A 24,040-nucleotide genomic window follows, 5' to 3' on the forward strand; every position below is an offset into this window, starting at 1 on the left:
GGGTGGGTCGATCGACTCGGCTCCGTGTCTTTCGTTATGTCGGCCACACTGCATTAAAGCTTTAAAACGGGAGAGTGAAATGCCAGGGCTTAATGAATTTTTTATCGGTGCCGATCCGGCCGGGCAACCGGTGGCGCAATCGCTGCGTCTGGCCAACCGTCACGGCCTGATTGCCGGTGCCACCGGTACCGGCAAAACCGTCACCCTGCAGCACCTGATGGAGGCCTTCAGCGATGCCGGTGTCGCGGTATTCGCCGCCGACATCAAGGGCGATCTGTGTGGTATAGGTGCCGCCGGTTCGCCGCAGGGCAAAGTGGCCGAACGTATCGCCAGCATGCCCTGGCTCAATCACCAGCCGCAGGCCTATCCGGTGACCTTGTGGGATGTGCAAGGGGTTAGCGGTCATCCGCTGCGCACCACGTTGAGCGAGATGGGCCCGTTGCTGCTGAGCAATCTGCTGGAGCTGACCGATAGCCAGCAGGCGGCTCTGTACGCCACGTTCCAGGTGGCTGATCGCGAGGGATTGTTGCTGCTGGACCTGAAAGACCTCAAGGCCATGCTCAACCACCTCAAGGACCACCCGCAGTTGCTCGGGGCCGACAGTGCGCTGTTCACCAGCACTTCCAGTCAGGCCCTGCTGCGGCGCCTGGCGACCCTGGAACAACAGGGTGCCGAGGCGCTGTTCGGTGAGCCGGCGCTGCAACTCGAGGACATTCTTCATCCTGATGCCGACGGCCGCGGGCGCATTCACCTGCTCGACGCCAGCCGCCTGGTACACGAAGCGCCCAAGGTCTATGCGACCTTCCTGTTATGGCTGCTGGCCGAGTTGTTCGAACAACTGCCAGAGCGCGGCGATGCCGATAAACCGGTGCTGGCGCTGTTCTTCGATGAAGCCCATCTGCTGTTTGCCGACACCCCCAAGGCATTGCAGGAGCGCCTTGAGCAGGTGGTGCGGCTGATTCGCTCGAAGGGCGTGGGCGTGTATTTCGTCACTCAGTCGCCCAGTGATCTGCCCGACGATGTGCTGGCGCAATTGGGCCTGCGGATTCAGCACGGCTTGCGCGCTTTCACCGCGAAAGAACAGAAGTCGCTGCGAGCAGTGGCGGATGGCTTTCGCAGCAACCCGGCGTTTGACACCTTGAGCGTGCTGACTGAACTGGGTATTGGTGAAGCACTGGTCAGTACCCTGGAAGAGAAGGGCACTCCGGCCATGGTTCAGCGTGTGGCCATTGCGCCACCGCAGTCGCGCATCGGACCGCTGAGCGAAAGCGAGCGCGCCGCGTTGCTCCGCCAGTCGCCGCAGGCCGGCCACTATGACAAAGCCGTGGACCGTGAATCGGCCTACGAACGCCTTACCACCCGTGCGGCGGCCAGCAGCGAAGCGCAGGACGCTCCGCCGGTGGCAACGGGCAAGGCCGGCGGAGGCTTTGTCGATATGGCTGGCGAGCTGTTGGGCAGCGCCGCCGGACAGGCCCTGAAAAGCGCGGCACGGCAAGCGGCCAATCAGATCGGTCGCGAACTGGTGCGCGGTTTGTTGGGCTCATTGCTCGGCAAAAAACGCCGCTGACTCGCACGGGCCGGGCGGTTACCGCTTAGGTATGCGCCCCATCGCCCGGCTACAGGCAGCCGTCAGAGATCCGTGTCTTTGGCGGAGTCGATTCGGGCTTGCTGTTCTTTTTCGATTTTTTCCAACTCTCGCTCGAAGGCCTGATCGAGGAAATTGGAGCGTTTGCGCCAAGGCTTGCGTTCGGGTTCCGGTTGGGCGGCGTAGGTTACAACTTCCCCGCCGTAAACTTCCTTGTAACGCTGCGCCTGGCGCTCAAGTTCGGCGCGCAGTTCGTCTTTAGTCACGTAGTTTCTCTGGTCCTGGTTAACCGGCCGCCGGCCATGTGGTCGCATCGCTATGTTAGCGGTCGAGGGAAGGGGTTGATGCCCGGTTCGGTTGTTTGTTGATCTATTGATGATATTAAAAACTAATTAATTCAGTTGGTTATGACATTTGAATTAATTGAAAGAGCGACGTTTTTCGGTCGTGCCGTGATTATAGCCAAGCGAAATGAAAAATCTATCTATGTAACGCTCTCGTCTATTAATTGCCTGGGTACCCAGACTGAGCACGACACGCTCTTGAGCTTCTTTGTTCCCTACATTCTTAGTAGAAAATTCGCATAGTTAACTAGAATCCGACTATGCGGTGGGCACAGTGCCATCAGTAGCTTCTCGCCCCGTTATTCATCAATGACGGAGACGATTTAATGAAGCGCTGCATTCCTTACTTATTGGCGATGGTCCCCTTGTTCGCTCATGCGCATTGGGACAGCGCCTACTACCACGACTCAAGCATGGCGGGTACGACGGTCAAGGCCGATTGGATGAAAGACCTGCTTGACCGCCAGTCCATCATGCAGGTTTCCATTCCCGGGACGCACGAATCTGCTAGCCGCTATGGCGGCCCCTATGCCCAGACCCAGACATTGGATATTCCCACCCAGCTGAGAGCCGGCATCCGCTTTCTGGATGTCCGGGCGAAATATACCAATGGCTCATTGGCAATTCACCATGGGGTGGTTTTTCAGAACCTCATGTTTGGCGACGTGTTGAATCAGGTGAAGGCTTATTTAAAGGCGCATCCCACCGAGTTTGTATTGATGCGCTTGAAACAGGAGGAAAGTAACGACGCGAACTTCCCCGCCATCGTAAATAAATACATGTCATCACCGCTTTACAGCGATGTCGTCTGGAGGAGGAACGCCAATAGTTACTCCCCACCCCGGGTGGGCGACGTGCGCGGAAAACTGGTCGTTCTGCTTGACTACGACTACTCGGCAATACCGGGCTTTGGCATGAGTTACTACTCGTTTGGCCTGCAGGACTCCTGGGAAGTCCCGACCAATTGGGCGTTATATGCCAAGTGGGAGAAGGTTCGAAACTATCTGGACTATTCGCAAAAGCCAGGCATCACCGGCCTTATCAACTATCTGGTGGGCAGCAATATCGCCTTTCCGTATTTCGTTGCCAGTGGCCACTCCTCGCCAGGCACCTCTGCAGCCCGCTTGGCCACGGGCTATACCACGCCGGGTTGGAGCTGGAAGTGGAAGGACTTCCCGCGGGTCAACTGCTTCATTGGTATCTGCACCATTGCCTTTGAAGGAACAAACGTTCTGACCCGTCAATACATCGACAAAATCAACAAGAAGAATGGCGTAGGCAAGGATGCAGCCGGTGGCAGCCTGTCGTCATTCGGCTTTCTGCAAAACAGTGCTTATGTGGGGGTTATCGTCGCGGACTTCCCGGGGCCGGGATTGATCGAAAGCGTAGTTGCGGCCAATCGCTTTTATCCCAAAGCGGTCCGTAAATAGGGAGCGGGTAAAAACGCCCTGGGCTGTTGCTCAGCCAGGGCTTTTTATGCCTTCAGCCGATTGGCAAACTGGCCAATGGCGTCCACCACCTTCTGCGCGCCGTCCTGAATCTCGACAATCACCGCCCCCGCCTCATTGGCCAGTCCCAGCCCCTGCTCGGCCTGCTGCCGGCTGCTGGACATACTGTCCACAGCGGTCTGTGCCAGCTGCTGATTCTTCTGCACCACCTCGACAATCTCTTCCGCCGCCTGACTGGTACGGCCGGCCAGCAGGCGCACTTCGTCCGCCACCACGGCAAAGCCACGGCCCTGTTCGCCGGCGCGGGCGGCTTCGATGGCGGCGTTAAGCGCCAGGAGGTTGGTCTGGCCGGCAATGCCGCTGATAGTTTTGATGATCGAGCTGATCAGTTGCGATTGTTTATCCAGGGCTTCGATGCCCTCGGCGGCATCCTGCACTTGCAGGGTGATCTGGCGCATAACGTCCACCGTCTGCTGCACCACCGATGCGCCTTTCTGCGCGCTGAGGTCGGTTTGCTGCGACGTGCTGTAGGCGATATTGGCGGCCTCGGCCACGGCGATTTCCTGATTGACCTGGTCGGAAATCACCGTGGCGAATTTCACCACTTTATAAAGACGGTTATGGGCGTCGTGCACCGGGTTATAGGAAGCTTCCAGCCATACCGGTCGGCCAAAGGCATCGACGCGTTTAAAGCGTCCGGCAACAAATTCACCCCGGTTGAGTTTGGCCCAGAAGTCTTTGTAGGCCGTGCTGTTCACTTCGTGCGGGTCGCAGAACGTGGAGTGATGCTTGCCTTTGATCTGCTCCAGGGTGTAGCCCATAGCGCCGAGAAAGCGATCATTGGCATTGATCACTTCACCCTTGAGGTTGAATTCGATCACCGCCGTGGAGCGCAGCAGGGCGTTGATGATGCCTTCATGTTCTTTCGAGGCTTCGATAGTGCGGGTCAGATCGTTGGCAAATAGCGAGAAGCTGGTCAGCCTGGCTTTGCTATCGCGCATCGGTTGCCAGATCAGGCGCAACCAGGCTTCCTCGCCGTTGCCCCGCAACAGGCGGAAGGCACCACGCAGGTGCTCACCTTGTTGTAACGACTGTTTCAGGCGGCGGTAGTTTTCTTCCTGACGAAAGCTGTCGGGGAAGAATGCATCGAGGGGGTGACCGATCAATTGGTCTGGACGGTAGAGCATTTCGCGGAGGAAGTTTTCATTGGCGAAGACGATCTTGCCGGCAAGGTCGACCTCAAGGACCAACATTTCCTCGTACAAGGATTCCTTGACCTGTTGGGTGCGTGCAACTTCCTCTTCCAACTCCATCAGTCTTTTTTTCAGCTGATTATTGAACATGCTCGATTACCCGCCTTTTAAGGAGTGCATTCCATTTGCTTGTTAGGTCGGCACAGCGAAATCTTCCTGAAGCGTAGAAGAGAAAATTAGGACGGATGGCAGAATGCTACAAGTTGTTTCGCGGTGGGTGGCCAGGCGCGGCACCCACCGCGGCCAAGCAAACTCTCCAGTCGTTGGCCGCCCTCAGGCGCTGTAGCTGCTTTTAGTAGCGAGCTGCAAACAGGCCATGGGTTGTTCTGTGGCTATCGGCAGATCGCCGGGCTGGCGGGTGTGCAGTTTATTGGGCGCTTAAGCACCTTACTCGATGGCTTCGTACGGCAACCCTACATAGTTTTCTGCAATGGTCTTGCGCCCCGCCTCGGAGCTGACGAAGTAATCCAGCTCGGTCTGCTGCATCCGTTGGCTAAACGCATCGGTGTCGGGGAAGCGGTGCAGCATCGAGGTCATCCACCAGGAAAAGCGCTCAGCCTTCCACACCCGGCGCAGGCAGATTTGCGAGTACTTCTCGAGCAGGTCGGTACGCCCCTCGCCATACACCTTGAGCAGAATGCGATACAGCGTGCTGACGTCACTGGCCGCCAGGTTCAGGCCCTTGGCACCGGTCGGCGGGACGATATGGGCGGCATCGCCAAGCAGAAACAGGTGCCCGTACTGCATTGGCTCGACCACAAAACTGCGCAGCGGCGCGATGCTTTTTTCAATCGACGGGCCGGTCACCAACCTGGCGGCCACCGGTGCGGGCAGGCGGGCTTTGAGTTCATCCCAGAAGCGCTGATCGGGCCAGTCTTCGACCTTCTCCTCGGCACCTACCTGCACGTAATAACGGGTGCGGGTCGGCGAGCGCATGCTGCACAAGGCGAAGCCGCGTTCGTGGTTGGCGTAGATCAGTTCTTCGTTGACCGGCGGGGTGTCAGCGAGGATGCCGAGCCAGCCGAAGGGATAGACGCGTTCGAATTCCTTGAGCACACCCGCGGGGATGGCTTGCCGGCAAACGCCGTGAAAACCATCGCAGCCGGCGATGTAGTCGCAGTCCAGGCGCAGGGTTTGGCCGTTGTGTTCAAAGCTCACGTAGGGCTGCTCGCCCTTGAGCTCATGGGGCTGCACATTGCTGGCGCTGTAGAAGGTGCTGGCGCCGGCGGCCTCACGGGCCTGCATCAGGTCGCGGGTGACTTCGGTCTGGCCGTAGACCATTACGGTCTTGCCGCCGGTCAGGCCCTTGAGGTCGATATGTTCGCTGCGGCCGTCAAAGGCCAGTTCGAACCCGTCATGCACCAGGCCCTCGGCGTCCATGCGCTGGCTGACGCCGGCTTCGCGTAGCAGGTCGACCATGCCTTGCTCCAGCACGCCGGCGCGGATGCGGCCGAGCACATAGTCCGGGGTTTGGCGTTCAATGATGACGTTGGCGATACCGGCCTTGTGCAGTAGCTGGCCGAGCAACAAGCCGGACGGACCGGCGCCGATAATGGCGATCTGAGTTTTCATGGGCGTTTTCCTGTCAGCTCTGCCATGCGCGGCAGAGGGACTTAATTGTTTTTATAACGCCTGTATTTTTTGTGGTTAAAGCACGACTGAGAAGGCAATATCGAACAGCTTTCTTGCACTTTTCATGGGTTATTACCGTGCTGAAAAACGCCGAAAATCCGGTTCCGGTATTCAAGCTGTATGGCGAAACCGGTGCCTGGCCGACGCCCGACCTGATTCATTGCGAGTCGATTCCCGAGCGTAGCCGCCTGCACCATTGGGAGATCAAAGCGCATCGGCATAGCGATCTGGTGCAGCTGCTGTATGTGCAGTCCGGCCAGGCGCAGTTGCAGATCGAGGACGTCCTGACCGAGGTCGGCGGCGGCTCGCTGCAGGTGGTGCCGGCGCTCTGTGTGCACGGTTTTCGTTTTTCCGATGATGTGCAGGGCTATATCCTCAGCCTGGCCCAACCCCTGGCCGAACAGCTGGCCGCCAGCCTGGACAGCCAGGTCCTGCGCGCGCCGGCGTGCTTTGCCATCGGCACGCAAGGACGCTATCTGGATGCGCTGTTCGAGTCGATTGCCGCTGAATACGACCAGCAGCAGAGCGGCCGTGACCTGATGCTGCAGTCGCTGATCAGCGTGTTGCTGGTGTCCCTGAGCCGCCGCGCCGAGGCGCAATCTCCGGGCTCCGGGCCGGACCGTGGGCGAGAGCATGTCGAGGCTTTCACACGTCTGCTGGAAAACCACTTTCGCCAGCACCTGCCCATCGAGCGCTACGCCAGTGCCCTGAGCATCAGCGCCGCCCACCTCAACGCCCTGTGCCGGCGCCTGGCCGGGCAGTCGGCATTGCAGATGATCAATCAGCGCCTGCTTTTGGAAGCCAAGCGCTGCCTGGTGTACAGCGCCATGACCGTTAATCAGGTTTCCGACAGTTTGGGCTTTGCCGATCCAGCGTATTTTTCCCGCTTCTTCAAACGCGGCACGGGCCTGTCGCCCAAGGGCTTTCGCGTTCAGCGCTAGTTTCGTTCGGTGACGCTTGCCGGTATCAATGCGGTGACGTGCACCGGGTGGCGCGGTGCGCAGCAAAAAGTTGCCTATGATTTCCTAGACCTGCCGTCCAAGCGAGAGTGAGCCCATGGATATAGAAACGCTGTTTGCCGACCTGCATGCCTTGCCCAGCATCCCCAAGGTAGCCCTGGAACTGATCCAGCAGTTCGACAGCCCGTCGTCCAGCCTGGACAGCGTGGCGCGCAATATCTCTCTGGACCCGGTAATCGCCGCCAAGGTGCTGCGCCTGGCCAACTCCTCGCGCTACCGCGGGGTACGGGAATCCACCAGTATCGAAGACGCCGCCTCGCGCCTGGGCTTCAACACCCTGCGTACCCTGGTGCTGGCCTCGGCGGTGACCGGTGCCTTCAAGGCCGACGCCAGCTTCGATCTCAAGGGGTTCTGGACCCACAGTTTCCAGGTTGCCAGTATCAGCCGCCTGTTGGCCAAACAGGCGGGCCAGGATGCCGACACGGCGTTTACCTGCGGCATGATGCATAACATCGGCGAGCTGCTGATTCAGACCGGCGCGCCGCAATACGCCGCCAAACTGAACGCCAGCAAGCACGGTGCCGTTGGCCGGGTGGTCAATGAAACCCTGCAACTGGGCTTTGGTTACCCCGAAGTCGGCGCGGAACTGGCGCGCCGCTGGCAACTGCCCAAGCTGATCCAGAACGCCATTGCCCTACAGGTCAAACCGCTGCAGGCACCGCCTGATCAGCCCCTGCCCAAGACCCTGGCCCAGGCCGTACTGATCGCCGAAGCCCTGCAAAGCCACGGCGGCGCTACCGAGGAAGCCAGGGAATCCCTGGGCGGGCCGTTGCTGGAAGAGCTCGATCTGGATGCGGTATTTGCCGCGCTGCCGGCAGTGCTGGAGGCGGACAAGGCCTTTGCCGAGTTGTTGGGCTAAAAGATCAACAGCATCGCGGCTGAAGCCGCTCCTACGGATCGCACAACCGGTAGGAGCGGCTTGAGCCGCGATCCCGGCAAACGTCGATTTACGGCGTAAGCGTCTCATCCCCGGTCGGCAACCGACACCGCCCCACTTCCCACCAGGTCGGTAATAAGCGTCTTACCGCCGCCTGGCTAAAGCGATCATCCATCAAATACACCACGCCCTGATCCTGCTGGGTGCGTATCACCCGGCCGGCGGCCTGCACGACTTTCTGCAGGCCGGGGTACAGGTAGGTGTAGTCATAGCCACTGCCGAACATGGCTTGCATGCGTTGCTTGATCTGCTCGTTGATCGGGTTGATCTGCGGCAGCCCCAGGGTGGCGATAAAGGCACCGATCAGGCGCTTGCCGGGCAAGTCGATCCCCTCGCCAAAGGCACCGCCGAGCACGGCAAAGCCGATGCCCTGGCCGCTTTCCTGGAAGCGTTCGAGAAAGTGCTGGCGCTCGGCTTCGTCCATTTGCCGCGATTGCACCCAGATCGGCACCTGCGGGTGGGCGGCGACGAACTGGTCGCGCACCTGTTCCAGGTAGGCGTAGCTGCTGAAAAAAGCCAGGTAGTTGCCGGGCCGCTCGATGAACTGGCGGGCCATCAGCGCGGTGATTGGTGCCAGTGAACGGTCGCGGTCGACGTAGCGGGTGGACAGGTTGCTAACCGCCTGTACCTGCAACTGCTCGGCCAGAAACGGCGACTCCACATCCAGCCAGGGCGTCTGCTCCGGCAGGCCGAGCAGGTCGGCATAGTAGTTGGCCGGGCTCAAGGTGGCTGAGAACAGCGTGCAGCTATGGGCGGCGGCCAGCCGTGGAGCAAGGAACGGCGCCGGCACCACGTTGCGGATGCACAGGGTGGATTGCGATTTGCCGCCCGGGCCCAGGTGGCGGCTGATATCGAATAGCGAATGGGCACCAAATACCTCGGCCAGGCGGCAGAACAGCATGGCGTCGAGGTAGAAGTGCAACAGCTCGGCTTCGTTGCCGGTGGGCTGATCGGTGAGGTGGTCAGTGATCGCGCTGACGGCTTTTTGCAGGGCCATGATGAACAGGTCCGGTGCCGCCGGGTACACCTGATACAGCGCCTCCTGGTCCTGATGCAGCTGGTTCCAGTGGCGGTTGACGCGGTCCAGGGCGCTCTTCAGGCCCTTGGGTGCCAGGCCGCGCATGATCTTGAAACGCGCCTGCGCAAGCTCCGCGCTGTACATGCCGCGGCCGCGCTCCACCAGGTTGTGCGCCTCGTCCACCAGCAGGGTGACTTTCCATTCGTTGAGCTGGGTAAGGCCGTAGAGCAAGGCGGTCATATCGAAGTAGTAGTTGTAGTCACACACCACCACGTCGCTCCAGCGGCACAGCTCCTGGCTCAGGTAATAGGGGCAGATGCCGTGGGCGAGGGCCGCGTCACGCACCGCCGCCTGGTTCAGCCATTGGCTATCCAGCGCCGCTTTTCGGGCGGCGGGCAGGCGGTCGTAGAAGCCTTTGGCCAAGGGACAGGAATCGCCGTGGCAGGCTTTGTCCGGGTGCTCGCAGGCTTTGTCACGGGCCACATGCTCGAGCACCCGCAGGGCGATCTTTGGCTCCTGGGCGCGCAGGGTTTGCAGAGCATCCAGGGCCAGGCGGCGGCCCGGAGTTTTCGCCGTGAGGAAAAACAGGCGATCAAGCTTTTGCTCGGGAAAGGCCTTGAGCTGGGGAAACAGGGTGCCGATGGTTTTGCCAATGCCGGTGGTGGCCTGGGCCATCAGGCTGTGGCCATCGCGGGCGGCGCGGTATACCGCTTCGGCCAGTTGGCGTTGACCGCTGCGAAAACTGGCGTGGGGGAAACGCAACTGCCCGAGGCTGTCATCACGCTCGATGCGGTGCGCCTGTTCCTGTTTGGCCCAGGTGATAAAGCGCTGGCAATGCATCTGGAAAAACGCCTGCAGGGCGCTGGCGCTGAAGGTCTCGCGAAAGCTGGTCTCTTTGTGGGTGAGCACATTGAAGTACACCACTGCGAGGTCGACTTCTTCCAGCTCGTACTCGGCGCACAGCAACGCGCCGTAGACCTTGACCTGGGCCCAGTGCAGCAGTCGGTGGTTTTCCGGAATGCGCGCGATATCGCCACGGTGGGTTTTGATTTCTTCCAGCAGGTTGTCGTCGGGGTTGTAGCCATCGGCGCGGCCGCGCACCAGCAAACCTTCATATTCACCACTGAGCGGCAGCTCGGCGATATAGCCCGAGCCGCGCCGCGCCACCACGCTCATATGCCCGGCAATGCCTTCCTGCGCGGTGGGCGAGGGGGTGAAACGCAGATCGAGGTCGCCCTGCTTGGCGGTGAACTCGCACAGGGCGCGCACCGCCACCTGATAAATCATGCCAGGCACCTCATACGTCCGCCCACTGCACATAACAGACATCCACCGGCATAGCGTGCTCGGCGCAGAACGCCAGCCAGCGCTTCTGGTTGTCCTGCAGGCGATCACCCGGGCCTTTCACCTCGATCATCCGGTAGCGCTGCTCGGCGGGCCAGAACTGGATCAGGTCGGGCATCCCGGCGCGGTTGGCTTTGATATCCCTCAGCAGCCGCTGAAACCAGGCGCGCAAGTGGGCGGCGGGCAGGCAGGTGAGGGCCTGCTCCAGCAGCTCCTCAGTGAGCAGGCCCCAGAATACGAAGGGTGACTGGATACCGAATTTTTCCTGGTAGGTGCTGCGAATCCGGGTTTTGTAGGTCTCGCAGTCCAGCGCCGCCAGGCAATCGGCAAACAGCGTGGCGCGGCGCTGAGTGAAGTCGGCGCGCAGCAGATCCACCGGGCCGCTGTGGAATGGATGGAAAAACGCCCCCGGCAGCGGGGCATAGATCGCCGGCCAGCAGAGCAGGCCGAACAGGCTGCAGATCAGGGTGTTTTCCACATAGTGCACGGGGGCCTGATCTTCGCTGAGGTGCAGTTGCACCCGTTGCTCGACGCTGAAATCGGGATGGAAGGGCAAGCTCAGTTCGATCCGCCCGGCTTCCACCTTGGCCGGTTTGCTCGCCTTGGCCAGACCCAGCTGGCGGTTCAGCCGGGTAAGCGCACGGGCCACCAACTGCGCTTCGCCATCGTTGACCGGTGCCGCCGCAGCCTGCTGCGCCAGGATATGAGCCTGTTCGTACTGCGCCAGGCGTTCCAGCACGCGAATCTGCCGTTGCCGTGACTCCGGGTAGGCGCTGAGGCCATATAGGGCCAGCGCGTGCTCCAGCTCGCCGAGGCGTTCCAGGTGCTGCGCAATGCGGAACAGCAGCTTGCCACGTCGTTCCAGCAGCAGCGGGTTGTCGGTGTGTACTGCAGCGATCTGCTCCAGCACTTCGGTCAGCGGTTCGCCTGCCTCGAAGCGCTGCCGGCAGTGCCACAGGTGCAGGTAGGTGTCGATGTCTTCACGGCGGGTGAAGCCGCGGGAGTCGGCGCTCATCGCCACCTGTTCGTAACGGAAGATGCCCAGGTCGGAAAGCACAAACTCGACCCAGTCCTGGTGCAGGTTGCCAAAGAACATCAGGCGCAGGCGGTCGATCAGCTCGCCAATGGTCAGGGTCAGCAACGGGTCATCCAGTTGCGGGCACCATTGGTCGAAGGGGCGCTCACCCTCGAGCTGGCTTTGCAACTGTTCCAGCAGCAGCGGCTTGTTGGCGCTGCGGTTGCTCAGCAGCGCGCCGAAATGCAGTAGCACTTCATCCTTGCGCAGGTGGGCGAACAGCTCGGCCAGGCTTAGCTCGCTCGCGCTGCTGAGCCAGCCGTGCGCCAGCAGCACCTCGGCCGCCTGGCGGGAACAACCGATCTCTTCATAACTGAGTTTGCTGGCGCGAAAGTGCGGGCCCTTGCGCATGATCATCCGCGTCAGCAGGGCCTGGGAGGGCAGTGGTAGCTCGGGGAACAGGCGCACAAATGCCGCCTCGTCGGCACTGAACAGGTCGCTATAACGCGCAGCGAGCCAGGCCAGCGCTTTATGAAAATTGGCCAGGTAATAGAAACGGGGATCTTCGAGGGAATGCATCGTTACGCCAAACCACTGTTTGCATGTACAGATACCAGTGCCGGCGCGCCCTGGCAATCGCAAATAGATCGGTGGCGGCGCGCAGGCCGTCGGCCCTCAGTTGTAGGTAATGGTGATAACCCGATTGGCCAGGTCGGTTTCGCTGGCCGATAGCGGCAGGTATTGCGCGGTAAAGGCCGGGGAGTAACGCGAGCACGCGTCGTTTGCCGGGCTCACCAACAGATTGACGCCGGGGCTGATGGCTTGGCCGCTGGTCTGCGCACTGGCTGTGACGCTGCAGGCTGATTCAACGATCCGCCCTTGGAAACTGAGGGTGCCACCATCGGCCAGCGCGGGAAGGCTGGTGAACAGCGAAAGCAGCAGGGCGGTTGAGATCGGGCGGACGTTCATAGGAGGGCTCCGTGGCTTGACTGCACAGGCGCAAGTTAAGAGCGACGGAGATATGGATGCCAGTCTGAGATTTTTGTTTTGTAGGAGTGTTCGTAAAAAGACAATTTTCCGAACACTGTAGGAACACAAGTTATGTTTTTCTGGATGGTTTTTATTTGCTTGTTCAGGGCAATGGGCAACTGACTGAACAAGATATTGCGCCGATTTTTCTTGCGCAGTTTGCGGGTGCATTAACGGGTAAATGTAAGGTGTCTGCTTGCGGGCGCTAATTTAGCGCTGAAGTAGTTTCGCGGTTGGGCGTATCTCTCGATGCAATCTCCTTGTTTATTGTCAGTGCCGTCTATAACGGGTAGTTGCGCTTGAGTTGTGGTTTTCCATTCGCATAGCTTTTGTCTCCGCTTACTATTGGAGAGAATGTTATGGCCGCTGTCAGACGTGATGTTGTTAAGGTTTTACTATTTATGCTCGTGTGCCTCTGCCTGGGAATGGCCAAGGCCAGCGAGGGTGTTTATAGCGGGACCGAGGACCTCCCCGCGAACAAACGTTGGATGGGCTGGTTGGACGATCAGACCCGAATAAGGGATATATCAATTCCAGGCACGCATGAATCGGCCGCGCGCTACGGTGTGATGTGGTCGCAAAATCAGACGTTGAGCATTCCTCAGCAATTGAACGGCGGTATTCGCTTTCTTGATATACGCCTAAGACATATAGGTAATACATTCACTATTCACCATGGCGCGTATTTTCAGAAAATCATGTTCGGTCGCGTGCTGGCGGATATTTCCACGTTTTTGCAGCAGAACCCCAGTGAGTTTGTTTTTGTCCGGCTCAAGGAAGAATATGGGGCCTCAGGCAATACCCGCAGCTTTGCCGATACCTACGCTTCGTATATAGCGCAGTATGCCGATTACATTTGGCAGCCAACGGAACTTAATCCAAAAATCGCTGATGTGCGTGGGAAAATGGTTCTTCTAGAAGAAAATCTGATGGTTAAAGTGAGCGGGTTTGATTACACGAATTTCGATATTCAAGATGTTTGGCAGATTGGTTATAACTTCGGCGCCGAGAGCAAAAAGAAGCTGGGTATCGTCAAGGCGAAGATAGTGGCTGCACAAACGACGAAAACCAATGTGGTTAACAATCTGGCCTTCGACTCGCCACCGCAAACGCCTTTAGGCTCGGCATCGGAGGTTAATCCAGATATTTATAACTACATAGTTGCCAACGTGCTGAGCAGGCCGGCAGCGCAGCGCTACATGGGTATTTTGCCGATGGATTACCCTGGTGCGGGCTTGATCGACGTAATTATCCGTGCCAACAACGTTAACTGCGCGGCGGTTTATCTCGATAGCGTGACCGGCCAATTGGTGACTTGTTTTGGGCGCAGTCTGGCCTCATTGACCGCCGTCACGGCACCCTTCGCCTTACGCTGTGACGGCGATCAAGTATTCACCCCAGGGCGTCAGACCTGTTACGTGCGCAATACGAACACAATCAAACCTATCACTATCGAGTTTCTACCTGCGTGTAGCCTTCTGGTGGGGTACCAGGGGCGATATCTGAGCTGTGATCACTCAATGCAGAGAAATCACCATGCGCCAGATATTTCCTGCAACGGTGTGTACGACACTGCTCGCAGTGTTTGCACTGATGCGACCAGTGCTGCGCCCAAACGGCTTGATCTGTCCTGCGACGGCCAGCCGATCAATGTGGCCAATATGGATGGGATTGAGAGTCTTGGTTGCGCCAATCCAGTGGGTGTCACGGTAACGGATGTCAGTTCAGTCACTGTCAGCGCAGAGGGTTTCAGGCCAGCGATTGTCAGTCCAGCGACTGCCAGTACACCACCTGCCAGTACACCACCTGCCAGTACACCATCTGCCAGTACAACAACTGTCAGTACAACGACTGTGAGCCCAGCGACTGTCAGCCCGGTGACTGTCAACCCAGTGACCATTAATGCGGGCATTTCATCGAGCATAGGCCGTTTGCCCAGATAGCCTGTCAGCACGCCATTAATAAGCCCGGTTACCGCATAAATTTTTAGGTGCATAAAAAAGCCCCGCACTGAGCGGGGCTTTTTTACAACGCTAGGCTTAGCTGCCTTTCACCGCTTTGCCATCCACGCTGCCGTCTTTGAGCATGATCTGGTATTCCTTGCCGTCTTTCTCCACCTGGTACAGCTGCACCAGCAGGTAGTTCCAGTCTTTGGCGAACCACAGCACGGTTTTGCGGCTGCTCTGGGTCGGGTCGCGTACGCGCTCCACCTTGATGGCCTCGACGCTGCCGGCCATGGTTTCGACCTTCTCTTCGCCCAGCACGCGGAAGTCATAGGTTTCGATGTCGCTGCCATCGACCACCTGATAACTCATGGTCTTCTTGCCTGCGGCGACGTCGGCTTGCAGCACCACCTGGTAGGTGGATTTGTCTTGCACGCCACGGTTCAGGGGCAAGGACACCTGGTCGCCACGGTCGCTGCCGATGACTTTCTTGGCGTCCCAATCGAAATCCAGCTCAACGCTTTTACCCTTGCCCAGGCCGCTGCGGTCGTAGCGGTAGGTCAGCGGCAGAAAGGTATTGCTGTCGATGCGGAAGGTGCTTTGTTCGGTGAGGCTGGCCACCAGCATGGAGGCTTTGAAGTTCAGCAGCCAACGGCCGTCGGCTTGCTTTTGCAGACTGCGCTCGGCAGTACCGCTGACGGGGATCTGTTTCCAGTCGGCGGTGTAGCTGGCCGAAAAGGGTTTCAGCTCCAGGGCCTGCGCCGGCAGGGTGAGCACGGCGAGGACGAACAGCAAGGCACGACGCATAAAGTCTCCTAGGTTCGGATCAGGTGGCCGGTGGCCGGTAACAATTGCGCTTTCAGCATTGCCCCCTGATCGCCAAGGCGCAAGTCGCCATCAGCGAACCAGCGCACAGCAAGGGGGTAAATCCGGTGCTCCTGTGCATGTACGCGGTTGGCCAGGCTCTGCGCCGTGTCATCCAAGCGTACCGGCACAACAGCTTGTACGACCAGAGGCCCACCATCGAGTTCCTCCGTTACAAAGTGCACGCTGCAGCCATGTTCGTGGTCGCCGGCATCCAGCGCCCGTTGGTGGGTGTGCAGGCCTTTGTATTTGGGCAGCAGGGAAGGGTGAATATTCAGCAGGCGGCCTTGGTAATGTCGCACAAAGGTGCCGCTGAGAATGCGCATGAAACCGGCCAACAGCACCAGCTGCGGCTGGCAGCTGTCGATCAGTGCCATCAGTGCGCTGTCGAAGCTCTCCCGGTCGGCGAAGGCTTTGTGGTCCAGCACATGGGTGGCGATGCCGGCCGCTTTGGCCCGCTCCAGGCCATAGGCATCACTGCGGTTGGAAATCACCGCAGTGATATGGGCGGGACTGGCCTCGGTCTGAATATCGTCGATCAACGCCTGCAGGTTGCTGCCCGAACCGGACAGCAGCACCACAACATTGCAGGGCGAGGCGTTGGGCATCAGTGGGCTTTCAGGTTATTCAACACAACGCGTTCGGCATCGTCGGTGCCGGCGTTGATCTGGCCGATCACCCATGGCTGCTCGCCGCTGGCACGCAGGTTGGCCAGAGCGGCCTCGACGTGTTCCTGTGCGACGCAGATAACCATCCCGACGCCGCAGTTCAGCACGCGGTGCATCTCGGTTTCATTGACGTTGCCTTGCTCTTGCAGCCAGTCGAACACCGCCGGGCGTTTCCAGCTGGCGACGTCTACCACCGCCTGAGCGCCGTCTGGCAGTACGCGGGGGATGTTGTCCAGCAGGCCGCCACCGGTGATGTGGGCCATGGCTTTTACCGCGCCGGTGTCTTTGATCAGCTTGAGCAGCGGTTTGACGTAGATGCGGGTCGGAGCCATCAGCAGTTCGGTCAGCGCTTTGCCTTCGAGCTGTACGGTTTCGATATCGGCACCGGACACTTCGATGATCTTGCGGATCAGCGAGTAGCCGTTGGAGTGCGGGCCGGAGGAAGGCAGAGCGATCAGGGCGTCGCCGGTTTGTACCTTGGAGCCGTCGATGATTTCGGCTTTTTCCACCACACCCACGCAGAAGCCGGCCAGGTCGTAGTCTTCGCCTTCGTACATGCCCGGCATCTCGGCGGTTTCCCCACCGACCAGCGAGCAACCAGCCAGTTCGCAACCGGCACCAATGCCGGTGACCACAGTGGCGGCGACATCGACATTGAGTTTGCCGGTGGCGTAGTAGTCGAGGAAGAACAGCGGCTCGGCACCGCATACCACCAGGTCGTTTACGCACATGGCCACCAGGTCCTGGCCGATGCTGTCGTGTTTGTTCAGGTTCAGCGCCAGGCGCAGCTTGGTGCCGACGCCGTCGGTACCGCTGACCAGTACCGGCTGTTTGTAACCTGCTGGGATCTCGCAGAGGGCACCGAAGCCACCCAGGCCGCCCATCACTTCCGGACGCGCAGTGCGCTTGGCCACGCTTTTGATGCGTTCGACCAGGGCTTCACCTGCATCGATGTCGACGCCGGCGTCCTTGTAGCTAATGGAGGGTTGCTTGCTCATAGATCCAGGCCTTTATGAAAGGGATGTTCGGGGAGCGACCGGGACAGGCGGCGGCACATGGGCCAGCACGCGGGGGAGGCACGGTCTGCGAAGGCGCGCGATTTTATCAGGCTTGCCGGCAGGCGGCCATCTGCGCAGCCGGACGGGCAGGAAAAAACGCCAATTAGCGCCGAACGTCCGTAGCTAGAGTCGGAAACGGTCCACCGATAGCGACAATTTGCCCGCCAGGCTCGATAACTCATCGGTGGTGTCGGCGGTTTTGCCGATCACGTCGCTGTTGCTCAGCGACATATTGGCGATGGTTTCCACCTGATGGGCGATCTCGTTGCTGGCCAGGCTCTGTTCGCCAATGGTGCGGGTGATGTCGTTGACCAGTTGGGTGGTGGTCAGGGTGGCTTCAAGAATCTCGCGAATCGCCCGCTCGACATCAGCGGTTACTGCCATGCCCTTGTCCACCTGCGCCACGCCGGCCTCCATGCTGGTGGCGGCATCGCGGGTGCTGGTTTGAATACGCTGCACCATCGCAGCGATCTCCTGGGTTGAAGTGCTGGTGCGTCCGGCCAGGCTGCGCACCTCATCGGCGACCACGGCAAAACCACGACCCTGTTCGCCGGCGCGGGCCGCTTCGATGGCGGCATTCAGAGCGAGTAAGTTGGTCTGGTCGGCGATGCCCTTGATCACTTGGATAATGCCGAAAATCTGCTCGGATTCCTGATCCAGGGTGCGAATCACCTGAGCCGACTGCTGCACCGAGCGGGCGATACCGTCCATATCCTGCACTACCTGGTGAATCACCTTGCCACCGTCCTTGGCCAGGCGTTCGGCCTGGTTGGCCATATCCAGCGCCTGGCCGGAGTGGCGGGTGATTTCCTCAATGCTGGCGGTCATTTCGCTGGCCGCCGCCGCCATGGTGTTGGCCGCTTCACTCTGCTGGGCGCTGCTGCCGGCCACCTGATGGCAACCGGCGCTGAGTTGCTGGGTGAGGCTATTGACGCTGTCGGCGTTGCCGCGAACCACGCCGATCATGCCGCGCAGGTCGCGCTGCATGGTGGCCAGGCTGCGGATCAGGGCGCTGGCCTCATCCTGCTGTGCGGGCTGCTCGATGCTGCGGCCAAGGTCGCCCTGGGCGATGCTGCTGGCAATCTCGCTGGCCGCCAGCAACGGCCGCATGATGCTGCGAACGATCCACGTGCCTTGCACCACCAACAGCACCAGGCTGGCGATCAACACCACCGCCAAGGTGAGGTTGGCGGTGCTGATGGCGCTTTCGGTGTCTTTGCTGGTTTGCCCGGTGTTGGCTTCGATCAGCTCGCTAAGGCTGGCCATTTCCCCTTCCAACTGGGTAAAGGCGGCATTGAAGGTGGGCAATTGCTTCTGCGCGCCATCGGCATCCTTGAGCGCCAGGGCGACGATGCTTTCGGCCGCGGCGATATAGGCATCCAGGCTTGGCTTGACCTTGTTCAGTCCGGCCTTGATGGCGTCGTTCACCGGCAGGCTAAGGTTTTCCGTCAGCACCTCGCGAAAATGCCCGGCGTGTTCTTCCAGGCTCGAACGGGCTTCCTCGGCGTTGGTGGTGCTTTTCCCCAGACCGACCAACAGGGCGGCCAGCACGTCAGCGCGCAGGGCGTCGTGCATCATGTCCGCTTCCATATGATTGCGCAGGGCAGTCAGGCTGACCTGATTGGCCCGCACCGCATCGGCCACCTGATGGTTGCCGACGAAACTGACCAGGCTGAGGATCAGTGCGGCCAGCAGGCCGGTGCCGGTTAACAGCAGCAAACGGAGCTTTATCGACACCTTGTGTTCCTCCAATGGGCAGTCGCTTAGCACTAGTTAAGCTGGTTTATGCGCAAGCCTTGGCCTTTCTGCGGTTGCCGGGTCGCAGAGGGCTGTTTAAGGTAGTGCTCTTTGCCGCAGTGCCCTGTCCTCAGGCCTGCTGCCTGTCCCTGAGCCGAGAACCCACCATGCGTTTGTCCGCCTCACTGTTCAGCCCGTTAGTCGCTCGTTCGTTATTTACCCTGTGCCTTTCGCTGTGCAGCCTGGCGTCCCAGGCCGCCCCTGTGGAAAACCTCTATCAAGTACGCCAGCCGGTAGCCAGCCAGCAACCGGATGAGCGCGCCGCCGCCCTCAGCAGCGCCCTGGATACCTTGGTGCTGCGCCTGACCGGCAGCGACAAGGCGCTTGCCAACCCGGCCATCGCCGAACTGCGCAAAGACCCGCAACAACTGGTCAGCCAATACGGCTACGAAAACGGCCCGCCCCAGGTACTGGTGGTCGACTTCGATGCCATCAGCACCGACCGCAGCCTGCGTCAGGCTGGCATTGCCCTGTGGAGCGCGAATCGTCCGGCCGTGCTGGCCTGGTGGTTGAACACCAGCGCCGAGGGCGCGAGCCTGGTGGGCGATAGCCAGCCAGCGGCGGCCTCGTTGCAACGTGCGGCGCAGAATCGTGGTTTGCCGCTGCGTCTACCCATCGCCGACCTCAATGAGCAGCTGGCCGGCACCGCCGAAAACCTCGCCGCCAATAACCCCGATGCGCTGAAAGAACCCTCCGCCCGTTACGGTGCCGACGCACTACTGGCCGTCAACGCCAAGGAAGAAGGCGGCCAGTGGCAAGCGCAATGGCGCCTGTGGCTGGGCGATAAGCGTGAACAAGGCAAAGCCGAAGGCACCAGTGCTGATGCCGTCGCCGATGCGGTGTTGCTGGCCGTTAGCCAACGCCTGGCCACCCACTTTGTCGCCGCGCAGGGCGCCGCTCAGGATCTGACGCTGGATATCCAGGGCGCCGATCTGACCCGCTATGCCGAACTGCAGCGTCTGCTGGAACCCTTCGACGCCCGTCTGCAAAGCACCGTGGGTGATCGCCTGACCTACCGAGTCAAAGCCAGCGCCGAGCAGCTGCGCGCGCAACTGGCCCTGGCCCGTATGCGTGAACTGCCGCCAGAGCCAGTTGCCGCTGCCGCGGTTGACGCCGCTGCGGCACCGGCCGACCCATCCGCCGTTGCACCGGTTGCGCCAGTACCGGCAGCTGCCGCTAACGTGCTGCATTACGGCTGGTAAAAAAGCAGGCTGGTAAAAAGCCTGCTGGTAAAAAGCCAACTGGTGAAAACCAGTTGGTGAACCCCTTTTCTTCGAGGCTGTTGAGCATGACTGATACACGTCACTGGCTAGGGATTGCCGCGCTGTTTCTGCTCGGTGGGTTGTTGTACGTGCTGCACCCGATACTTTCGCCCTTTCTGATCGGCATTCTGCTGGCCTATATGGGCGATCCGATTGTCGACCTGCTGGAGCGCTGGAAACTGTCGCGCACCTGGGGGGTGATCGTGGTGTTTGGCGTGTTCACCCTGATCCTGGTGATCGCCCTGCTGGTACTGGTGCCGTTACTCGGCAAACAGCTGGTGCGCCTGTATGAACTGGCACCACAAATGATCGACTGGGCGCAACACCGCGCGCTGCCGTGGGTGCAAGCCCAGCTCGGCCTGGTCGATGGCTTCTGGAAATTCGACCAGGTCAAAGCGGCCGTCACCGAGCACCTGGGCAAAACCACCGATATCGTCGGCACCGTACTGGCCTCGGCCGGGGCTTCCAGCCTGGCGCTGCTGGGCTGGCTGGGCAATCTGGTACTGATTCCGGTGGTGAGTTTCTACCTGCTGCGCGACTGGGACATCATGGTCGCCAAAGTGCGTAGCCTGCTGCCGCGCAGCCGCGAAGGTTTTATCGTGCAACTGCTCGGCGAATGCCACGAAGTGCTAGGCGCGTTCCTGCGCGGGCAACTTCTGGTGATGCTCGGTCTGGGCATTATCTACGCCAGCGGCCTGATGCTGGTGGGCCTGGAGCTGGGCCTGCTGATCGGCATCATCGCCGGTCTGGCCAGCATCGTTCCGTATATGGGCTTTGTCGTCGGCTTTGGTGCCGCCATCACTGCCGGCCTGTTCCAATTCGGCCCCGAGTTTTACCCATTGCTGGGTATCGCCGCCGTATTCACCGTCGGCCAACTGCTAGAAGGCATGCTGCTGACGCCCCTGCTGGTCGGTGACCGCATCGGCCTGCACCCGGTGGCGGTGATCTTCGCCATTCTGGCCGGCGGCCAACTGTTCGGCTTTACCGGCATCCTGCTGGCCCTGCCGGTGGCGGCGGTGATCATGGTGCTGCTGCGCCATGCCCACGACTTCTATAAAAAGTCCGATGTCTACGGCGAAGAGCAGGTGGTGGAGACGGTTGAGGTAATTGAGATAGTGCCGGCCTCTGCGGCGGAGTAAGCCATAGGTAATACCTTTAGGAGCGGCTTCAGCCGCGATGCGATGCTCATCAAGATCAACAGCATCGCGGCTGATCGGAATGTCGCCCAGCGGCTCCTACAAGCGTGCGTTGGATTGCACGACGGGGTAATTCCCCTCGGTAAATCCTTTCTTGCTCCGGTGCAAATCCGCTTGCAGTCGCCGCAAGTCGACCATGCGCACATCGCCCACCACCACGCTCGGAACCATCCCAATCTCGACCCAGTTGCGCGGGGCTAGTATTTTTCTATATGGAAAACTCAGCAGACCCGAGCCCCACGACGCCAATTAAGCAGGTTGGCTTTTGCCATCAATGACTTAGCGCGCAGAAGCCGATAAACTTCGCCCCCTTTGCTGCGCGCCTCCCTGGTGCCACCCGGAACCGCCTTACTCCCGCATGAAACCGATACAGCTCCCCCTTGGTGTGCGTCTGCGCGATGACGCCACGTTTGCGAACTATTACCCCGGGGCCAATGCCGCGGCGCTCGGCTATGTCGAGCGGTTGTGCGAGGCCGAGGCCGGCTGGACGGAAAGCCTGATGTACCTGTGGGGCAGCGACGGGGTAGGGCGTACGCATTTGCTTCAGGCTGCGTGCCTGCGCTTTGAGCAGCGTGGTGAGCAGGCGGTGTATCTGCCGCTGGCCGAGGTGGTGCAACACGGTCCGGAGTTGCTGGACAACCTGGAGCAGTGCGAGCTGGTATGTCTGGATGATCTGGATGCGATTGCTGGCAATGCGCAGTGGGAAGAGGCGCTGTTCCATCTGTTCAATCGCTTGCGTGACAGCGGCCGACGCCTTTTGCTGGCGGCCAGTGCTTCGCCGCGGGAATTGCTGGTGCAGTTGCCGGACCTGAAATCACGTCTGACCCTGGCGCTGGTGTTTCAGCTGCAGACCCTGGCCGATGAAGACAAGCTGCGTGCCCTGCAACTGCGCGCATCGCGCCGCGGGTTGCACCTGACCGATGAGGTGGGGCGTTTTATCCTCACCCGTGGCACCCGCAGCATGAGTGCGCTGTTCGAGTTGCTCGAGCAGCTGGATCAGGCCTCGCTGCAGGCGCAGCGCAAGCTGACCATTCCCTTCTTGAAAGAAACCCTGGGCTGGTGATCACCACTGCCTTTGGATGAAAGTCTTCGTTCTGTATTGAGATCTATCGCGGCTGAAGCCGCTCCTACGGGTTAGCTCATTGCGTAGGAGCGGCTTCAGTCGCGATTGGTTTTCCAGGGGAACAAATTACTCGCCCGCCAACTTCCGGTCATGCTGAAACCGCCACCGCGTGTAGAGCAGTGCGCTGGTGAATAGCGCCAGACTCAGCACGCTTTCAGTCCAACCCAACCAGCTGCGGTTCGGGTCGAATGCGGCAAGCACACCCTTGATGAAGTACAGGTTGACCACGAAGCAGGTCCAGGCGTGGGCGCGGGCGTTGCCCAGCAGCAAGCCGGGGGCGAGCAAGGCCAGCGGGCCGAGTTCGATGCAGAGGATCACCCAGGTGCGCGCGCCGTGCAGGTCGGCGTAGACCAGGTTCCAGGTCAGCAGCAGGGCGGCCAGGGCGAAGAAGCTGATCAAGGTAAGTACGCGACTGACTTTCAGGCGTGGGGCCAGCCACTCGAGTGATGGCAGGGGCTTGGGGGTTTTAGCCACGGGTGTTCTCCAACGGGGCGCGCAGGCGCAATGCAGTGTGGGCCAGGCGTTGACCGAGGGCGCGGCAAAGGCTGATTTCATGTTCGTCGAGGGCGCGTTTGCCGTCGGCTCCAGCGTGGTGGCTGGCGCCGTAGGGCGTGCCGCCACCCCGGGTTTCCAGCAACGCGGCTTCGCTGTAAGGCAGGCCGGCAATCAGCATGCCGTGGTGCAGCAGCGGCAGCATCATCGATAGCAGGGTGCTTTCCTGGCCGCCATGCAGGCTGGCGGTAGAGGTGAATACGCCGGCGGGTTTGCCCACCAGTTCGCCGGTCAGCCACAGGCTGCTGGTGCCGTCGAGAAAGTATTTGAGCGGGGCGGCCATATTGCCGAAGCGGGTAGGGCTGCCAAGGATCAGACCGGCGCAGTTTTTCAACTCGTCGAGCGTTGCGTACAACGCGCCTTCGGCCGGGATGCTCGGAGCTACGGCTTCGCATTCGGTGGAGATGGCGGGCACGGTGCGCAGGCGTGCGTCCAGGCCGGCGAGCTCCACGCCACGGGCGATCTGCTTGGCCATTTCGGCGGTGGCACCGTGGCGGCTGTAGTAGAGCACCAGAATGTACGGCTGGCTCATGGCAACAACTCCAGCACGCGCTCAGGCGGGCGACCAATCACGGCGTGCTCGCCGACCACCAGAATCGGCCGTTCGATCAGTTTGGGGTGGGCAGCCATGGCGGCGATCAGCTGCGCTTCGCTCAGGCTGGCATCGCTCAGGTTGAGGGTTTTGTATTCCTCTTCACCGCTGCGCAGCAGCTCGCGTGCAGACAGCTTCAGTTTGCTCAGCAGGGCAGTGATGTCGGCAGCGCTGGGTGGCGTTTCCAGGTAGCGCACCACAGTAGGTTGCAGGCCACGGGCTTCAAGAAGCTCCAGCGCGGCACGGGATTTCGAGCAGCGCGGGTTGTGATAAAGCGTCAGGTCGGTCATGTGCATGTCGCATCTTGCCTAGGGTGGCGGCTATTCTACCCGCGTCGGCCGCTTTGCCTGAACAGCCTGGG

The 24,040-nt window shown here is 60.3% G+C and carries 21 protein-coding genes and 1 pseudogene; 8 read left to right on the plus strand and 14 right to left on the minus strand.

The window, feature by feature from the left end:
- The first annotated feature begins 79 nt into the window (after positions 1-79).
- Positions 80-1,567 carry a helicase HerA-like domain-containing protein gene (locus ACVW0Y_RS01485; protein ID WP_457435582.1) on the plus strand — a complete coding sequence of 496 codons (1,488 nt, stop codon included), beginning with the start codon at positions 80-82 and terminating at the stop codon, positions 1,565-1,567.
- Between the two features lie 62 nt (positions 1,568-1,629).
- Here the strand turns inward: ACVW0Y_RS01485 and ACVW0Y_RS01490 are convergent, their stop codons facing one another.
- Complete coding sequence (locus ACVW0Y_RS01490; protein WP_457435583.1) at positions 1,630-1,851, minus strand: hypothetical protein; 222 nt, start codon at positions 1,849-1,851, stop codon at positions 1,630-1,632.
- Positions 1,852-2,255: 404 nt separating this feature from the next.
- Between ACVW0Y_RS01490 and ACVW0Y_RS01495 the strand changes: the two genes are divergently transcribed.
- The gene (locus ACVW0Y_RS01495) at positions 2,256-3,359 is read left to right on the plus strand and encodes a phosphatidylinositol-specific phospholipase C (RefSeq protein WP_457435584.1); all 1,104 of its coding nucleotides are present in this window, start codon (positions 2,256-2,258) and stop codon (positions 3,357-3,359) included.
- A 44-nt stretch (positions 3,360-3,403) separates the two neighbouring features.
- Here the strand turns inward: ACVW0Y_RS01495 and ACVW0Y_RS01500 are convergent, their stop codons facing one another.
- The 3 genes and pseudogenes from ACVW0Y_RS01500 to pobA form a co-directional block, all read right to left on the minus strand.
- Positions 3,404-3,982: a methyl-accepting chemotaxis protein gene (locus ACVW0Y_RS01500; protein ID WP_457435827.1), complete on the minus strand. Its 579-nt coding sequence runs from the start codon at positions 3,980-3,982 to the stop codon at positions 3,404-3,406.
- Positions 3,956-4,720: pseudogene (locus tag ACVW0Y_RS01505) on the minus strand (PAS domain-containing protein); the annotation flags it as partial. The gene ACVW0Y_RS01500 and the pseudogene ACVW0Y_RS01505, both read right to left, overlap by 27 nt.
- 297 nt (positions 4,721-5,017) lie before the next feature.
- The gene (pobA, locus tag ACVW0Y_RS01510; protein ID WP_457435585.1) at positions 5,018-6,202 is read right to left on the minus strand and encodes a 4-hydroxybenzoate 3-monooxygenase; all 1,185 of its coding nucleotides are present in this window, start codon (positions 6,200-6,202) and stop codon (positions 5,018-5,020) included.
- Between the two features lie 137 nt (positions 6,203-6,339).
- Between pobA and ACVW0Y_RS01515 the strand changes: the two genes are divergently transcribed.
- Together ACVW0Y_RS01515 and ACVW0Y_RS01520 are read left to right on the plus strand one after the other, a co-directional pair.
- On the plus strand, positions 6,340-7,203 hold the full coding sequence (locus ACVW0Y_RS01515) for a helix-turn-helix domain-containing protein (RefSeq protein WP_457435828.1): 864 nt from the start codon (positions 6,340-6,342) through the stop codon (positions 7,201-7,203).
- A gap of 115 nt (positions 7,204-7,318) precedes the next feature.
- Positions 7,319-8,140, plus strand: a complete 822-nt coding sequence (locus ACVW0Y_RS01520; protein WP_457435587.1) for an HDOD domain-containing protein — start codon at positions 7,319-7,321, stop codon at positions 8,138-8,140.
- A gap of 88 nt (positions 8,141-8,228) precedes the next feature.
- Here the strand turns inward: ACVW0Y_RS01520 and ACVW0Y_RS01525 are convergent, their stop codons facing one another.
- The 3 genes from ACVW0Y_RS01525 to ACVW0Y_RS01535 all read right to left on the minus strand — a co-directional run bounded on the left by ACVW0Y_RS01525 (position 8,229) and on the right by ACVW0Y_RS01535 (position 12,564).
- Positions 8,229-10,523 carry an ATP-dependent DNA helicase gene (locus tag ACVW0Y_RS01525; protein WP_457435589.1) on the minus strand — a complete coding sequence of 765 codons (2,295 nt, stop codon included), beginning with the start codon at positions 10,521-10,523 and terminating at the stop codon, positions 8,229-8,231.
- Positions 10,524-10,533: 10 nt separating this feature from the next.
- On the minus strand, positions 10,534-12,174 hold the full coding sequence (locus ACVW0Y_RS01530; protein ID WP_457435590.1) for a VRR-NUC domain-containing protein: 1,641 nt from the start codon (positions 12,172-12,174) through the stop codon (positions 10,534-10,536).
- A gap of 96 nt (positions 12,175-12,270) precedes the next feature.
- Positions 12,271-12,564: a hypothetical protein gene (locus ACVW0Y_RS01535; protein ID WP_457435592.1), complete on the minus strand. Its 294-nt coding sequence runs from the start codon at positions 12,562-12,564 to the stop codon at positions 12,271-12,273.
- Between the two features lie 419 nt (positions 12,565-12,983).
- On the opposite strand from ACVW0Y_RS01535, the gene ACVW0Y_RS01540 reads away from it, so the two are divergent.
- A complete protein-coding gene (locus ACVW0Y_RS01540) occupies positions 12,984-14,567 on the plus strand; it encodes a phosphatidylinositol-specific phospholipase C (RefSeq protein WP_457435594.1) in 1,584 nt (527 codons plus the stop codon).
- A 96-nt stretch (positions 14,568-14,663) separates the two neighbouring features.
- On the opposite strand, the gene ACVW0Y_RS01545 is transcribed toward ACVW0Y_RS01540, so the two are convergent.
- The 4 genes from ACVW0Y_RS01545 to ACVW0Y_RS01560 all read right to left on the minus strand — a co-directional run bounded on the left by ACVW0Y_RS01545 (position 14,664) and on the right by ACVW0Y_RS01560 (position 18,894).
- The gene (locus ACVW0Y_RS01545) at positions 14,664-15,374 is read right to left on the minus strand and encodes a DUF3108 domain-containing protein (protein WP_457435596.1); all 711 of its coding nucleotides are present in this window, start codon (positions 15,372-15,374) and stop codon (positions 14,664-14,666) included.
- Positions 15,375-15,382: 8 nt separating this feature from the next.
- Positions 15,383-16,039 carry a phosphoribosylglycinamide formyltransferase gene (gene purN / locus ACVW0Y_RS01550; protein WP_457435598.1) on the minus strand — a complete coding sequence of 219 codons (657 nt, stop codon included), beginning with the start codon at positions 16,037-16,039 and terminating at the stop codon, positions 15,383-15,385.
- Positions 16,039-17,097: a phosphoribosylformylglycinamidine cyclo-ligase gene (gene purM / locus ACVW0Y_RS01555; RefSeq protein ID WP_457435600.1), complete on the minus strand. Its 1,059-nt coding sequence runs from the start codon at positions 17,095-17,097 to the stop codon at positions 16,039-16,041. Before purM ends, purN begins: the two co-directional genes overlap by 1 nt.
- A 183-nt stretch (positions 17,098-17,280) precedes the next feature.
- A complete protein-coding gene (locus ACVW0Y_RS01560; RefSeq protein WP_457435602.1) occupies positions 17,281-18,894 on the minus strand; it encodes a methyl-accepting chemotaxis protein in 1,614 nt (537 codons plus the stop codon).
- 167 nt (positions 18,895-19,061) lie between these two features.
- On the opposite strand from ACVW0Y_RS01560, the gene ACVW0Y_RS01565 reads away from it, so the two are divergent.
- From ACVW0Y_RS01565 to hda, 3 genes are all read left to right on the plus strand, one after another.
- A complete protein-coding gene (locus tag ACVW0Y_RS01565) occupies positions 19,062-20,156 on the plus strand; it encodes a DUF2066 domain-containing protein (protein ID WP_457435604.1) in 1,095 nt (364 codons plus the stop codon).
- An 86-nt stretch (positions 20,157-20,242) separates the two neighbouring features.
- On the plus strand, positions 20,243-21,355 hold the full coding sequence (locus ACVW0Y_RS01570; protein ID WP_457435606.1) for an AI-2E family transporter: 1,113 nt from the start codon (positions 20,243-20,245) through the stop codon (positions 21,353-21,355).
- A 415-nt stretch (positions 21,356-21,770) separates the two neighbouring features.
- Positions 21,771-22,475, plus strand: coding sequence for a DnaA regulatory inactivator Hda (gene hda, locus ACVW0Y_RS01575; protein WP_457435608.1), 705 nt, complete (start codon positions 21,771-21,773; stop codon positions 22,473-22,475).
- Positions 22,476-22,601: 126 nt separating this feature from the next.
- Here the strand turns inward: hda and ACVW0Y_RS01580 are convergent, their stop codons facing one another.
- Genes ACVW0Y_RS01580 through arsC form a run of 3 tightly spaced genes read right to left on the minus strand, consistent with a single transcriptional unit; the run spans position 22,602 to position 23,969 of the window.
- On the minus strand, positions 22,602-23,009 hold the full coding sequence (locus ACVW0Y_RS01580) for a DUF2069 domain-containing protein (protein ID WP_457435609.1): 408 nt from the start codon (positions 23,007-23,009) through the stop codon (positions 22,602-22,604).
- On the minus strand, positions 23,002-23,619 hold the full coding sequence (gene wrbA / locus ACVW0Y_RS01585; protein ID WP_457435611.1) for an NAD(P)H:quinone oxidoreductase: 618 nt from the start codon (positions 23,617-23,619) through the stop codon (positions 23,002-23,004). The genes ACVW0Y_RS01580 and wrbA overlap by 8 nt, the downstream gene beginning before the upstream one ends.
- Positions 23,616-23,969 carry an arsenate reductase (glutaredoxin) gene (gene arsC / locus ACVW0Y_RS01590; protein ID WP_457435830.1) on the minus strand — a complete coding sequence of 118 codons (354 nt, stop codon included), beginning with the start codon at positions 23,967-23,969 and terminating at the stop codon, positions 23,616-23,618. The genes wrbA and arsC overlap by 4 nt, the downstream gene beginning before the upstream one ends.
- Positions 23,970-24,040: the final 71 nt, after the last annotated feature.

The organism is Pseudomonas sp. TE3786 (assembly GCF_054057335.1).

Bases quoted from the DNA above. Each gene is read 5' to 3' on its own strand.
- pobA (WP_457435585.1), bottom strand. From the start codon at position 6,202: ATGAAAACTCAGATCGCCATTATCGGCGCCGGTCCGTCCGGCTTGTTG.
- ACVW0Y_RS01485 (WP_457435582.1), top strand. From the start codon at position 80: ATGCCAGGGCTTAATGAATTTTTTATCGGTGCCGATCCGGCCGGGCAA.
- ACVW0Y_RS01545 (WP_457435596.1), bottom strand. From the start codon at position 15,374: ATGCGTCGTGCCTTGCTGTTCGTCCTCGCCGTGCTCACCCTGCCGGCG.
- ACVW0Y_RS01525 (WP_457435589.1), bottom strand. From the start codon at position 10,523: ATGATTTATCAGGTGGCGGTGCGCGCCCTGTGCGAGTTCACCGCCAAG.
- ACVW0Y_RS01495 (WP_457435584.1), top strand. From the start codon at position 2,256: ATGAAGCGCTGCATTCCTTACTTATTGGCGATGGTCCCCTTGTTCGCT.
- ACVW0Y_RS01535 (WP_457435592.1), bottom strand. From the start codon at position 12,564: ATGAACGTCCGCCCGATCTCAACCGCCCTGCTGCTTTCGCTGTTCACC.
- ACVW0Y_RS01565 (WP_457435604.1), top strand. From the start codon at position 19,062: ATGCGTTTGTCCGCCTCACTGTTCAGCCCGTTAGTCGCTCGTTCGTTA.
- purM (WP_457435600.1), bottom strand. From the start codon at position 17,097: ATGAGCAAGCAACCCTCCATTAGCTACAAGGACGCCGGCGTCGACATC.
- wrbA (WP_457435611.1), bottom strand. From the start codon at position 23,619: ATGAGCCAGCCGTACATTCTGGTGCTCTACTACAGCCGCCACGGTGCC.
- purN (WP_457435598.1), bottom strand. From the start codon at position 16,039: ATGCCCAACGCCTCGCCCTGCAATGTTGTGGTGCTGCTGTCCGGTTCG.
- hda (WP_457435608.1), top strand. From the start codon at position 21,771: ATGAAACCGATACAGCTCCCCCTTGGTGTGCGTCTGCGCGATGACGCC.
- ACVW0Y_RS01570 (WP_457435606.1), top strand. From the start codon at position 20,243: ATGACTGATACACGTCACTGGCTAGGGATTGCCGCGCTGTTTCTGCTC.
- ACVW0Y_RS01540 (WP_457435594.1), top strand. From the start codon at position 12,984: ATGGCCGCTGTCAGACGTGATGTTGTTAAGGTTTTACTATTTATGCTC.
- ACVW0Y_RS01530 (WP_457435590.1), bottom strand. From the start codon at position 12,174: ATGCATTCCCTCGAAGATCCCCGTTTCTATTACCTGGCCAATTTTCAT.
- arsC (WP_457435830.1), bottom strand. From the start codon at position 23,969: ATGACCGACCTGACGCTTTATCACAACCCGCGCTGCTCGAAATCCCGT.
- ACVW0Y_RS01520 (WP_457435587.1), top strand. From the start codon at position 7,319: ATGGATATAGAAACGCTGTTTGCCGACCTGCATGCCTTGCCCAGCATC.